This window comes from Streptomyces sp. NPDC013457 (assembly GCF_043089925.1).
Lineage (GTDB): Bacteria > Actinomycetota > Actinomycetes > Streptomycetales > Streptomycetaceae > Streptomyces.
In genome coordinates this window covers 55,815-69,171 of record NZ_JBICBL010000003.1, presented here as the reverse complement: position 1 = coordinate 69,171, position 13,357 = coordinate 55,815, and the positions used below count along the sequence as shown (strand labels likewise).

At 71.7% G+C, this 13,357-nt stretch carries 8 protein-coding genes; 2 read left to right on the top strand and 6 right to left on the bottom strand.

The window, feature by feature from the left end:
* Positions 1–7: 7 nt before the first annotated feature.
* Together ACF1G2_RS09145 and ACF1G2_RS09140 are read right to left on the bottom strand one after the other, a co-directional pair.
* Complete coding sequence (locus ACF1G2_RS09145; protein ID WP_391797661.1) at positions 8–1,084, bottom strand: Zn-dependent alcohol dehydrogenase; 1,077 nt, start codon at positions 1,082–1,084, stop codon at positions 8–10.
* Between the two features lie 14 nt (positions 1,085–1,098).
* Positions 1,099–1,953 carry a MaoC/PaaZ C-terminal domain-containing protein gene (locus tag ACF1G2_RS09140; protein ID WP_391797660.1) on the bottom strand — a complete coding sequence of 285 codons (855 nt, stop codon included), beginning with the start codon at positions 1,951–1,953 and terminating at the stop codon, positions 1,099–1,101.
* Between the two features lie 453 nt (positions 1,954–2,406).
* On the opposite strand from ACF1G2_RS09140, the gene ACF1G2_RS09135 reads away from it, so the two are divergent.
* Together ACF1G2_RS09135 and ACF1G2_RS09130 are read left to right on the top strand one after the other, a co-directional pair.
* Entirely contained in the window at positions 2,407–3,555 is a 1,149-nt protein-coding gene (locus ACF1G2_RS09135) for a histidine kinase (RefSeq protein ID WP_391798121.1), read from the top strand.
* A gap of 82 nt (positions 3,556–3,637) precedes the next feature.
* Positions 3,638–4,270, top strand: coding sequence for a response regulator (locus ACF1G2_RS09130; RefSeq protein WP_391798120.1), 633 nt, complete (start codon positions 3,638–3,640; stop codon positions 4,268–4,270).
* Between the two features lie 87 nt (positions 4,271–4,357).
* On the opposite strand, the gene ACF1G2_RS09125 is transcribed toward ACF1G2_RS09130, so the two are convergent.
* The 4 genes from ACF1G2_RS09125 to ACF1G2_RS09110 form a co-directional block, all read right to left on the bottom strand.
* Positions 4,358–8,023: a LamG-like jellyroll fold domain-containing protein gene (locus tag ACF1G2_RS09125; RefSeq protein WP_391798119.1), complete on the bottom strand. Its 3,666-nt coding sequence runs from the start codon at positions 8,021–8,023 to the stop codon at positions 4,358–4,360.
* Between the two features lie 430 nt (positions 8,024–8,453).
* Positions 8,454–9,899 carry a DHA2 family efflux MFS transporter permease subunit gene (locus ACF1G2_RS09120; protein WP_391797659.1) on the bottom strand — a complete coding sequence of 482 codons (1,446 nt, stop codon included), beginning with the start codon at positions 9,897–9,899 and terminating at the stop codon, positions 8,454–8,456.
* A 49-nt stretch (positions 9,900–9,948) separates the two neighbouring features.
* Positions 9,949–11,166: a lipid-transfer protein gene (locus tag ACF1G2_RS09115; protein WP_391797658.1), complete on the bottom strand. Its 1,218-nt coding sequence runs from the start codon at positions 11,164–11,166 to the stop codon at positions 9,949–9,951.
* A 12-nt stretch (positions 11,167–11,178) separates the two neighbouring features.
* Positions 11,179–13,344: an acyl-CoA dehydrogenase gene (locus ACF1G2_RS09110; RefSeq protein WP_391797657.1), complete on the bottom strand. Its 2,166-nt coding sequence runs from the start codon at positions 13,342–13,344 to the stop codon at positions 11,179–11,181.
* Between the last annotated feature and the right edge of the window lie 13 nt (positions 13,345–13,357).

The following is a 13,357-nucleotide window of genomic DNA, read 5'->3' as shown; positions in this document are numbered from 1 at the left end:
CGTCCTCTCAGATCTCGATGCAGGTGCGCAGCGCGACACCCGTGCGCATCTGCTCCAGCGCCTCGTTGATCCCGGAGAGCGGCACCCGGTGGGTGATCAGGGACTCCAGGTCGATCCGGCCGGCCCGCCAGAGCGCGATGGCCCGCTCGTACGAGCGCAGCACGTCACCGCCCCCGTACATCGACGGCAGGATGCGCTTCTCGTCGAAGAACAGCTCGAACATGTTGAGCTGCAGGAAGTCGTCGAGCGCGCCCGCGCCGACGACGCAGAGCGTGCCGCCGCGCCGGGTCGACTCGTACGCGGTCCGGGCGGTCGCGGACCTGCCGACGACCTCGAAGACGTAGTCGAATCCCTCTCCCGCGGTGACGCGCTGCTTGGCGTCGGCAAGCGCGTCGGGGGCGACCGCCTCCGTGGCACCGAAGCGCAGGGCGGCCTCGCGCCGGGACTCGACCGGGTCGACGGCGACGATCTGGGCGGCTCCCTGGAGCTTGGCGCCCTGGATCGCGGAGATGCCGACGCCGCCGCAGCCGATGACCGCGACCGAGGAACCGGCCTCCACCTTCGCCGTGTTGATGGCCGCGCCGAGCCCGGTGGTGACGCCGCAGCCGATGAGGGCGGCGATGTCGAAGGGCACGTCGTCGGGGATCGGGACGGCGCAGCCGGCGTCGACGACGACCTCCTCGGTGAACGTGCCGGTCCCCGCGAAGCCGAAGACCTCCCCTCCGGGCCTTCGGAAGTTGGGGGTGCCGGCGTTCATGAACCCGGCCAGGCAGAGCTGGGTCTGGCCGCGCTTGCAGGCGGGACACACCCCACAGGCGGGCAGCCAGCAGAGCAGTACCCGCTGCCCTTCGCTCAGCCCGGTGACGCCGTCGCCGACGTCGACGATCTCGCCCGCGCCCTCGTGGCCGGGGATGAAGGGGGCGGGCTGCGGGAGCACGCCGCTCATGGCGGAGACGTCGGAGTGACACAGTCCGGTCGCCCTGACCCGTATCTTCACCTTGCCGGGGCCGAAGCCCACCGCCTCGACGTCGTCGAGGACCTCCAGTTTGTCCTGGCCGATCTCGTGCAGTACGGCTGCGCGCATGGTGCGGGCTCCAATCACGAATGTTCGACGAGGGTGTCGGCGAGCACGGGAGCGTCCTCGCGCTCCAGGGCGGTGACCGACACCTGGACGCGGCCGTCCCCGGTCCACATCCGGATACGCAGGGTCTCGCCCGGGAAGACGATCCCGGCGAATCGGGTGCGGTACGAGCGGACGCGGGCGACATCGCCGCCGAGCACCGTGTCCACCACCGCCTTGAGGGTCATGCCGTACGTGCAGAGTCCGTGGAGGATCGGCCGGTCGAAGCCGGCGAGCTCGGCGAACTCGGGGTCGGCGTGGAGGGGGTTCCAGTCGCCGGAGAGCCGGTAGAGCAGCGCCTGGTCCTCGCGTACGGGCCGCTCGACGGTCTTGTCGGGGTCGCGGTCGGGGAGTTCGAGGCGCTCGGAGGGTCCGCGGTCGCCGCCCCAGCCACCCTCTCCCCGTACGAAGATCTGTGCGTCGCTGGTCCACAGCGGTCCGTCGTCGTCGGCGACCTCGGAGCGCAGTACGAGGACGGCCGCCTTGCCCTTGTCATGGACGGCGGCGACCCGGGAGGTGGTGACGGCCCTGCCCTGTGCGGGGAGCGGCCGGTGGAGGGTGATCGCCTGCCCGCCGTGGAGGACGGCGGCGAGGTCCACCTCGACGCCGGGCGCGGAGAGCCCGCCGACGACCCCCATGCCGGCGCCGGCGACGGTGGCGAAGCTGGGCAGGACGTGGAGCCTGGATTCGAGGGTGTAGCGGAGCTCGTCGGGGTCGGTCGCCGGGGTGCCGGCGCCCAGTCCCAGGTGGTAGAGCTGGACGTCCTTGTGGCCCCAGGTGATCTCGGCGCTGCGGGGCTCGGCGGCGACGGCCTTGGCGGCATCAATGGGCATGGGGATGCTGCTCCTTGGAGATCCGTGAGAATCCTCGACGAGTGGAAGACCTCGGTGCGGCCGTCCGCACCGTCGGCCGCACCGAGGCCGTGCGGGACCGTCCCGTACACGCCCGTTCTAGAACGCGTTCTAGGTCGGTGATCCTCATGTATAGCCGAGCGGGGGTGAGTTGAGAAGCCCCTGGGAGGGGCATGCCTGACGGTATGTCAGTTGTGGTTCTTCCGCGCTGCCGCGCCTCGGCGGGGGCAGGACATTTGTCCCTGCGAGGTCCGTACATTCACTCCTGCCGCGGGAGGGGTGGCGGTCCGTAGTTTCGATGGCATGACGAAGGAGCCCGTGGTGGTCTTCGAGGCCACGACCAAGACGTACGGCGACGTGCGCGCCGTGGACTGCATCGACCTGACCGGCGGTCTCGTACCGTCGCTCGGACGGGACGGCGTGAGGAGGGGGACCATGTGCAGGAAGGGGAAGGGGAAGAGGGAGTGGGGACCCGAGGGGATGGGTCCGCCCAACAGACTGTCGATGGTGCCCTGGCTGCTCATGGGCATGGGAGCGGTGTCCCACCTGATCCAGGGCAAGTCGTCCAACCCGTTGATCACCGGCCTGGGGCTGCTGGCCTTCAACCTCCTCTACATCTCGGTCGTCTTCCGGGCCTTCGACCGCAGGAAGCGCGAATCCGCCCTCACATGGTGGCTGCTGGCCGCGATGGCGGCCGTCACCCTCGGGCTGGGCATCGCCTACGGCGGTCCGTACCTCCTTTACTTCCCGCTGCTCGGCCTCGCCACCGGATCGGTCACCCGCGGCCGACGGCTGCCGCAGGTGGTCTTCCCGCTCTGCGTGACGGCGGCCGTGGTCGCGGGGATACGGGACGGCTGGGGCGCGATCAACGTGGCCTACGGCACGTTCATCTCGGCGATGGTGACGGCCGCCATCCTCGCCCTGTCGGAGACGGTCCGGGAACTGCGCGCGACACGGCAGGAACTGGCGAGGACGGCCGTCGAGAAGGAGCGGCTGCGGTTCTCCCGGGACCTGCACGACCTGCTCGGCCACACGCTCTCCGTGATCGTGGTGAAGTCGGAGGCGGCCCGCAGGCTCGCCCCGCGCGATATCGACGCCGCGCTCGCGCAGGTCGCCGACATCGAGTCCGTGGGACGCCAGGCCCTCACGGAGATCCGGGAGGCCGTCACGGGCTATCGCGAGGGCAGCCTCGCCACCGAGCTGGACCGGGCCCGCGACGCCCTGTCGTCGGCCGGCATAGAGCCCGTGGTCCGACAGTCGGGCCCGCCCCTGGAGAGCGCGACGGAGGCGCTGCTGAGCTGGGTCGTACGGGAGTCGGTCACCAACACGCTGCGGCACAGCGGCGCGACCCGCTGCACGATCGACGTCGGCGGCACCCCCGACCGGGTCCGTCTGACCGTCACGGACAACGGCCACGGCGCCTCACCCGGCACCACGGGCAGCGGCCTGAGAGGTCTGCGCGAGCGCCTTGCGACCGCCGGCGGCACCCTCGACTCGGGACCGGCCCCCCGCGGTGGGTTCCGCGTCAGCGCCGAACTCCCCGTGGGGTCGGAGACGTCGCGGGAAGCGGTGCAGCCGTGCTGACGTGCGATGCGGGCTACCGGCCCGCCGCCCGCCGAACGCGCCCCCACGGGGCGCCCGATCTACGCTGTTCCCCGTGACCGAGATGCCGCAGGACCACCGCCCGGCGAAGTCCGTGAGAGTCCTCCTCGCCGAGGACCAGGGCATGATGCGGGGCGCGCTCGCGCTGCTGCTCGGTATGGAGCCCGACCTCGAGGTCGTCGCCCAGGTGGGCCGGGGCGACGAGATCGTGGACGCGGCGCTGACGAGCCGGCCGGAGGTCGCGCTCCTGGACATCGAGCTGCCCGGGCGCTCGGGCCTCGACGCCGCCGCGGACCTGCGCGACGAGGTCCCCGACTGCCGGGTCCTCATCCTCACGACCTTCGGCCGCCCCGGCTACCTCCGTCGCGCGATGGAGGCGGGCGCGGCGGGCTTCCTGGTGAAGGACGGTCCCGTCGAGGAACTGGCGAACGCCATCCGCCAGGTCCTCCGCGGCGAGACGGTCATCGACCCGGCCCTCGCCGCGGCCGCCCTCAGCGCGGGCCCGAACCCTCTGACAGCACGCGAACGGGACGCCTTGGCGGCCTCGGTGGACGGCGCGACGATCGCGGACATCGCGACGGCACTCCACCTCTCGGAGTCGACCGTCCGCAACTACCTCTCCTCGGCGATCGGCAAGACGGGCACCCGCAACCGTATGGAGGCGGTCCGGGCGGCGCGCCGCCAGGGGTGGCTGTAGGACCCGAAGGCGCACGATCCATGACATGGGTCGGGCCGGGCACCACCGCGCAAGCGAGGGTGCCCGGCCCGACGAGGCCGGTTCCGGTCAGGAGCCGATCTGAGCCTCGATCTGGTTCTCGTTGTTCATCGCGCCGACCCAGATCCGTACGTCGGCGACCTTGGCCGGCAGGAAGTGCTTCCACGCCGCGCCGGTCATGCCCTTGCCGACGGCGAGTTCGCCGGTGCCGGCCTGGGCGGTGTACGCCTTCCAGTCGCCGTTCTGCGAGCTGCCGACTCGGAGCGCGATCTCACCGCTCTGGGCGTCGAAGATCCCCGTCAGACGGACGGTGGCCCCGAGGACCGCCTCGGAGTCCGACTGCACCGCCGAGAAGGTGCCGTCGGTGTTCAGCCGGCCGAAGAACCAGTAGCCGACCGGGACGGTCTCCTCCTCCATGGTGTCCTCGTTCAGGACCGTCTTGCTGCCGGTCTTCTTGAACCAGAGCCCCCAGGAGGAGCCGTCCGCCGTGCGCTGGCCGACCACCTGGCCGACGTAGCCGTCGGCCTTCCCCAGCGCCTTGTCGCGGTCGACCGCCACCTGCGTCGACACCGTGAACGACCCCATGTCGTCGACGACCGGGCCCGCGGCGGTCGCCGCGTCGTCCACGCCGTCGAGGACGATCTCCTCGCCGGAGACGGCCGCGCCGCCCGCCAGGGTCAGCGCACGGCCGTAGCCCGACGTGGAGTCGGCGACGGAGGTACCGGAGGCGCCGGTGGCGGACCAGTCGGCGACCAGCTCCACGCCCGTCATGCCGCCGGGCAGTGTGAGCCGGGCCTCCTCGGCGATCTCGGAGTCGTTGAGGGTGCGCTGCCATGCGGCGACCTCGTCGATCGAGCCCTTCCAGTAGTCGTAGTACGCGCCGCGCCACCAGACGCGCCCGACCTGGAGCCGGCCGGTCGACACCCACGACTGGGCGACGGTGTCCGTGCCCTGGAGCTCACCGTTGACGTAGAGCTTGATCACCTTGGCGTCGTTGTCGTAGACGGCGGCCAGATGCGTCCAGACGCCTAGCACCGCCGGGCGCTTGGACTGAACGATCTGGTTGCTGATGTCGCCGTCCGTCGCGTCCTTCGGCGAGGTGCGCAGCTCCCACTTCTTCGAGTCCGACCGGTAGCCGAGGTAGAAGGCGCTGTACCAGGCGGGCGTCATGCTTCCGTCCTGGCTCAGGGCCGTGTTGGTGCGAGTGCCGTCCTCCAGACGGACCCAGGTGGAGACGGTGTACGACGACCCGGTGCCGACGACGGGGCCGCCGGTGGCGGCGTAACCGTTGGTGCCGTCGAAGCCGAGTCCCTTGTCCGTCACCGGGGTCGCCAGGGGCACGCCCTGGTCGTCGTGGGTGATCAGGCCGCGGCGGCCGCGGTCGTCCCTGGTCACCCCGCCGGTCAGCGTGGCATTGGAGACTCCGCCCGTCGGGGCGCTGTCCACGGCCGCGCCGGAGCTCTCGGCGAAGTTCCAGCGGCCGACGGGGTCTGCGCCGGTCGCGACCTTGAACGAGACCGCCTTGGTGGAGCCGGCGCGGCCCAGGCTGTCCTTGGCCCGCACCTCCAGGACGTACGTCCCCGAGGACGGCGGCTTGACGGTCGCCTTCAGGACCCCGGCGGCGAGTGTCGTCCACGTGGTGGTGGGGGCCAGCCGGTACTCGTACTGCTTGTTGGTGTCGCCGGCGGCGGGGCCGAAGGTGAAGTCACCGGCCACGCCGGGAGCCCCGGCGGCCGTGCAGTTGTTGGGCAGGCACTCGAGGTACGGACCGTTGAAGGCCACCGTGGGGGCCTTGGGAGCGGTCGCGTCGACCTTGAAGTAGCAGTACGGCATGTAGGCCGAGGAACCCGCGTGGGAACCGCTGTCGTAGAACACCTGGGTCAGCGTGGTGTACCGGTGGAGCGGGCCTTCGGTGAGAGTGGTGCCCCAGGAGTGCGTGACCTTGACGTTGTCACCGACGAAGTTGGCGCCGCTGGGAATGGGGACTCCGGACTGTGTCCAGGTGCCGTCCGCGGCCTGCTTCTCGACACGGAACCACGCCTTCAGCTTGGCGCCCGACTCACCGCCGGCGGCGGTCTGGGGCGTCGAGGTCAGCGTCGGGGTCGGGTCGGAGACGATCGTCGGGTCGGCGGCGTTGGCGCTGCAGACCGTGCCGGATCCGCCGACGATTCCGACGCCGGTCGGTGACGCCGGAAGGGCGACGTAGTCGACCCGGAGCACGGCGTCGTTCTTGAACCGCTTCCAGGCCGAGGTGTCCGACTCGTCGTTCGCGCGCACTTCCAGCGTGAGCCGCGAGAACTTGCCCGCCGCGAAGTCGCGTACGGTCGGCGTGAGGTTCTCGTTGGGCTCTTCCGGGTTGTCGTTGAACTCGATGGGCGCGTCGGGGGAGTCGGGGTCGCAGAGCGAGCCGCGGCCGGCCGAGACCCACCGGTCGACCATCCAGTCCAGCTCCTTGGGCCGGGAGGCCCAGGTCGTGGCGGAGGAGATGTTGTCGGTGCGGACGACGTCGACCAGCCGGTCCTCGCACTGGAACGCCCACGGCTCGGTCACCGCGAAGGTCGCGTCGAGGACGCGCTTGCCCTTGAGCTGGTCGGGCGCGAACTCGAAGTAGAGGCGCTGCACATAGCCGGGGCCGCAGTAGTAGCCGTTCCAGCTGCCGCACTTGCCGACACCCTGGCCCTGGTCCTTGTCGCCGTTGCTCCAGCCGTACGACTCGTAGCCGTCGTTGCGCAGCAGTGTCCGCTCCGACTCGCCCCACGTCACCGTCGGGTCGATGAAGAGGGGGTACGCCGAGGTGTCGGTCGTGGCGAGCATGGCGGCGTCCGGTACGACGGACAGGGTGCCCTTGGCCAGCTTGACCTGCATCCGCTTGACCTTGTCGCCCTGACCGGGGGCCAGGCCCTTGCCGGACGGCCCCGTCTCGGACGGGTCGGCCGGTGTGCCCGGCTGCGTGGCGTCGGCCGAGGACGGCGACACGGGCGACTCGGGCCCCCGCTTCGCCGCGGTCCCGGCGGAACGCTTCGGCGTCGCCGGTGTCTCGACGGACGAACCCGCCGAGTTCCACATCTGCGCCGGCGGTGCCCGGAAGATCGTCTTCCCGGTCCCGTCGACGGCGCTGAGGTTGCCGGCGGCGCCCTTGCGGACGTCCAGGCCCTTGGCCTTGAGGCCGAAGGTGAGTTCCTTCAGCTTGGGGTTGGCTGCCGCCTTCGGCGTCTTGACCACCAGGACGTGCTGGAAGCTCTCGACGGTGGCGGTGACCTTCAGGTCGACGTCCGGAAGCACCTCACGGTAGAGGGCGGTGCTTCCGTCGATGACGGGTGCGGGCAGCTTCCCCTGCTGCCAGCCGAGCTCGAGCGAGCGCCCCTGCTCCTCGATGGTGACGAGCGGGCGCACGGAGCCCCCGCCCGAGAAGGTCATGACGGCCGAGGCTGCCTTGGGACCGATCGAGCCGTCGGAGCGGCGGACGAGCGTCGGGTCCGGCGTCTGCCAGCCTCCACCGGGCTTGGCGACCCGGACCGGGACCGTGGACTGTTCGAGCGTGAAGGTGGAGCCGTCGGGGTTCGCGAACACCGTGCCCCGCTCGGTGCGTTCTCCCTGGACCTCCACGCGCTTGCCCGACTCCTTGGCTTCCGCGAGTGCGCGGTGGCCTTCGTCGAGCTTGGTGTTCCGGGCCGTCGGCGCCTGTGCCGACGACCCGTTCGCCTGTACTGCCGGCGCTGGAAGACCCAGCGCCATGACGAGTGCCGACAAGGCAATCGTCGAGCTGCGGGCACGCTGACGCGCCCACTGCCTCTTCACCATCCCCACCCCTAGTTACGCAAAAGAACTCAGCAGGTGGGTCACCCAACGGCATCGCGCTTCGCGCAGTCAAGAGTGCTGGTCGGCACGGTGATCGACCCAGAACCCCCATGAGCAGCGAAACACGCACATGCCGAAGGGCTGCGACGCTCGGCGGACGGCCCCGATGTCACGGAGCGTGAGGGTCGACGGTCCGACGCCCTCGGAGGCGGAGGACTCTCGTCTCCGACAGACTTCCCGAATATGCCAGTCGTGAGTCCCACGTTCACCGCACCGCACCCCGGAGCACATCCTCAAGTGGATCCTGGCAATCCGAATGGGGCACCAAGCGTGACCGCCGACCGGCCGGATCGCCTTGTGGGCAAGATCACCCCTCCGCGGGGCGTGTCCTCCCGCTGCTCGGCAGCCAGAGCAGCATCAGGACCGCCGCCGCGAGCAGGACGCCCGTCGCCGTGCGGAACGCCAGGGCGTAACCCTCCGTCAGGGCGGCGGGGCTCGTGGCACCTGCCGTCCGGGCGGTGGCCACCGTGGAGAGGACGGCCAGGCCCAGGGCGCCACCCATCGTGCGGGAGGTGTTGACCAGGCCGGAGACGAGTCCGGCGTCGGCGGGCGCGGCGCCGGAGGTGGCGAGGGTGGCGAGCGGGGTGGTGAGCAGGCCGATGCCGGCCATCATCAGGATGCCGGGGCCCAGGATGGTCGTCAGGAAGGTGCCGTCGGCGGTCATCGTCGACTGCCAGCCGAAGCCGGCCGCGGCGACCAGGGCGCCGATGACCGCGAGGTTGCGGGCACCCGTCGTGGGCATCAGGCGGGGCGCCAGCTTGGAGCCCACGATGACGCTGACCGAGCTGGGGATCAGGGCCAGACCGGCCTGGAGCGGGGTGTAGCCGAGGACGTTCTGGGCGTACACCGTCATGAAGAACCACATGGCGAAGGAGGTAGAACCCGCGAGCATCATGGACACGTTGGCGGCCGAGACCGCCCTCGAGCGGAAGAGCTTCAGCGGCATCAGCGGGGCCGCCGTCCGCGCCTCGACGGCGACGAAGACCGCGAGGAGTGCGAGGCCCCCGAACAGCGGGACGAGGGTGGCCGGGGCGCCCCAGCCCACCTCCTCCGTCTGCACGATGCCGTACGCCACGGAGGCGAGGCCGCCGGTGACGAGGACGGCGCCCGGCAGATCGAGCCGCCGGCGGGCTCCGGTGCGGCTCTCGCTCAGCCACAGCGCGGCGCCGATCAGGACGAGGACCCCGACGGGGACGTTGATGAGGAGCACCCAGCGCCAGGAGAGGAGGTCCACGAGCACTCCGCCGACGAAGCCGCCCGCCGCGCCTCCTGCGGCGCCGACCGCCGTCCAGGTGCCGATCGCCCGGGTCCGGGCGGGACCGGCGGGGACGGCAGCGGTCACGATGGTGAGCGTCGCAGGCGCGAGGACGGCGGCTCCGAGGCCCTGCACGGCGCGCGCGGCCACCAGCTGCCAGCCCTCCTGGGCGAGCCCGCCCGCGACGGAGGCCGCGGTGAAGAGGCCGAGCCCGAGCAGGAACATCCGCTTACGGCCGAAGAGATCGGCCGCCCGCCCGCCGAGCAGCATGAACCCGGCGAACGCGATGGAGTAGGCGTTGAGCACCCACTGCAGGCCGGTGGCCGAGAGGCCGAGATCGGTCCGCATCGAGGGCAGCGCGACGTTCACCACCGACACGTCGAGGACCACGAGGAACTGCCCCGCGCACGCGGCGAGCACGACGAGCCAGGCGCGCGGGGTGGGGCGTATCGGGGTGGACTCTGTGCCGCCGGACGTGGCTGACTCGGTGTGGACCATGCGTGTGATGGTCGCAGACGCTCTGCACCCCGTACATGGGGAATGAGTCCTACGACCTCCGGAGCAGGGTGACGACCGCCGCGCCGCCGAGCCCGATGTTGTGGGCGAGGCCGACGCGGGCCCCCTCGACCTGGCGCGGGCCCGCCTCGCCGCGGAGCTGCCAGACCAGTTCGGCGGCCTGGGCGAGGCCGGTGGCACCCAGCGGATGCCCCTTCGAGATGAGTCCGCCGGACGGGTTCACGACCCATCGCCCGCCATACGTCGTCGCGCCCGACTCGACGAGCTTGCCCGAGGCGCCCTCCTCGCACATGCCGAGCGCCTCGTAGGTGAGCAGCTCGTTGACGGAGAAGCAGTCGTGCAGTTCGACCACGTCGACGTCCTCGATGCCGAGGCCCGACGTCTCGTAGACCTGCCGCGCCGCGGCGCGCGACATCGGCCGGCCGACCGCGTCGATGCAGGAGCCGGAGGCGAAGGACTCCTCCGTGTCCGTGGTCATCGACTGGGCCACGATCTCGACGGCCTTGTCGTGCAGCCCGTGCTCGACGACGAACCGCTCCGAGACCACGACCGCCGCCGCCGAACCGTCGGAGGTGGGCGAACACTGCAGCTTGGTGAGGGGCCGGTGGATCGTCTTGGCGGCGAGGATCTCGTCGACCGAGTAGACGTCCTGGAACTGGGCGTTGGGGTTGTTCGCAGAGTGCCGGTGGTTCTTGGCGCCGACGGCCGCGAGCTGGGCCTCAGTCGTCCCGTAGCGCTCCATGTGCTCGCGGGCAGCGTTGCCGAAGATCTGCGCGGTCGGCGGGCTCATCTCGAAGCCGTGGCCGGCGGCCATGATCCCGTAGTGCCGCGCCACCGGCGACGTCTTGCCCCCGACATCAGCGGCTCCGCCGCGGGCCCCTCCGTCGGAGCCTCCCCCGAGCGCCCCGCGCGCCATCTTCTCGAAGCCGAGCGCGAGGACGCAGTCGCTCGCCCCGCCCGCGACGAACTGCCGGGCCATCATCAGGGCCGTCGAGGCCGTCGCGCAGTTGTTGTTGACGTTGTAGACGGGCACGCCGGTCAGGCCGAGTTCGTACGCGGCGCGCTGCCCGGCCGTCGAGGCCTGGAAGCAGTAGCCGACGGGGACCTGCTCGACCTGGTCGTAGGAGACTCCGGCGTCGGCGAGCGCCGCCGTCCCCGCCTCGCGCGCCATGTCCCAGTACTGCCAGTCGCGCGTCTCGGGCTTCTCGAACTTCGTCATCCCGACGCCGACGATGTACGCCTTCCCCATCTTCGTTGCCCCTCAGTCTCTCGGCAGGCCGAGCAGGCGCTCGGCGACGACATTGAGCTGGACCTGTGTGGTGCCGCCCGCGATGGTGAGGCAGCGGGACATCAGCAGCCCGTGGACCGCCCGCTCCCCCGGCCCTTCCCGTACCGCGCCCTCGGGGCCGAGCAGTTCGAGCGTCAGCTCGGCGAGCTTCTGCTGGTGGACGGTCTGGACGAGCTTGCGGACGCTGGCCGCCCCGGCGCCCGGTTCCAGGCCGGAGACCTGGAGCATCGTGGTCCGCAGGCCGATGCAGGCGAGCGCGTGCGCCTCGGCCGCCAGGGCCCCGATCCGTACGCGTACCGAGCTGTCGGCGCCGGCTGCCCGCTCGATCAGCGCTTCGAGCCCCGAGTCGAAGGCGACCTGGTCGGCCATGTGGACGCGTTCGTTGCCGAGGGTGTTGCGCGCGACCCGCCAGCCGTCGTTCACCTCGCCGACGACGGAGTCGGCCGGCAGGAGCACGTCGTCGAAGAACACCTCGTTGAAGAGCGAGTCGCCGGTGATCTCCTTGAGCGGGCGGATGTCGATCCCGGGCGTGTTCTTCATGTCGACGAGGAAGTACGTGAGCCCCTTGTGCTTGGGGGCGTCGGGGTCGGTACGGGCGAGCAGGATGCCGTGGTCGGCCCACTGGGCCGCGCTCGTCCACACCTTCTGTCCGTTGATCCGCCAGCGGCCGTCCTCGGTGCGTTCCGCCCGGGTGCGCAGGGACGCGAGGTCGGATCCGGCGCCGGGCTCGGAGAAGAGCTGGCACCAGAGCAGTTCGCCGCGGAGGGTGGCGCCGAGGTGGCGCTCCTGCTGCTCGGCCGTCCCGTACGCGAGGAGGGAGGGGACGACCCAGGTGGCGATCCCGAGCCCGCCGAGTACGATTCCGGTCGCGTCCAGCTCGCGCTGCACCGCGAGCTGTTGGAGCGGTCCGGCCCCGAGACCGTACGGTGCGGGAAGGTGCGGGGCGGCGTATCCGGTGGCGGCGAGGGCGCGGCGGGCGGCCCCCGGGTCGAGCCCGGTGGCGGGTGCGATCGCCTCGCGCGCGGCGGCGCGGTACGCGTCGGCCTCCGGCGGCAGTTCGAGCCTCAGCTCGCGCCGCACGCCGTCCGCCGCGAGCCGCAGGGCGTGCGCGCGATGGGTGTCGCCCGCGCCGAGGAGCTGTCGGGCGACGAGGGCGCGGCGCAGCGAGAGGTGCGCGTCGTGCTCCCAGGTGAAGCCGATGCCGCCGAGGATCTGAATGGAGTCCTTGGCGCAGCTGTAGGAGGCGTCGAGGGCCGTGGCGGCGGCGAGCGCGGCGGTCAGGGAGCGCGCCTCGTCCTCGGTGGACCGGGCCGCGTCCCAGGTGAGCGCGCGGGCCTGCTCGACCCGTACGAGCATGTCTGCGCAGAGGTGCTTGACCCCTTGGAACTGTCCGATGGGACGCCCGAACTGCTCGCGCGTCTTCGCGTACTCGCTCGCCGCCTCCAGCGCCCGGGCGGCGTTCCCGCAGGCGTCGGCGGCGTACAGCACGGCGGCGAGGTCCGGTACGAGGGTGGGGTCGAGGTCGAGGATCCGGTGGGCGGGCACGTGCGTCCCGTCGGCCGTGACCCGGGCGGTCGGCCGGGTGGGGTCGGCGCTCTCGTGCGGGCGGACGGAGAGGGTGCCGGCGTCCACGGCGGTCCAGACGACACCGCGCGCGGTGCTCGCGGCCAGGATCAGCAGGTCGGCCTGGGCGCCGCCCAGGACGGGCGGGGCTGCGCCGTCGAGGAGCAGCCCGCCCTCGGTCTCGACGGCCGTCAGCCCACCGGCCCCGAGGGCGACGGCGCCGACCCGGGCGCCGCTCGCGAGCCCGGCGACGAGCCCGGTCGCGCCCGCGCGGCGCAGGACCTCACCGGCGAGCACGGTGGGAAGGTACGGCCCCGGCAGCAGCGCCCGCGCGGCCTCCTCCAGCACGACGGCCAGATCGACGAGCCCGCCGCCCCCACCCCCGTAAGCCTCACCCAGATGAATCCCGAGGAGCCCCTGCTCGGCGAGCGCGTCCCAGTAGACGGGCCGCCCGACGGCACTCCCGGCGGGCGCGTCGAGAAGCTTCCGCACGTCCTCGGACGGCACGGCCCGACCGAACCACCCGCGCACGGCCCGGGCCAACTCCCGCTGTTCCTGCGTGATTCCGATGCCCATGCGCGCAGACTAG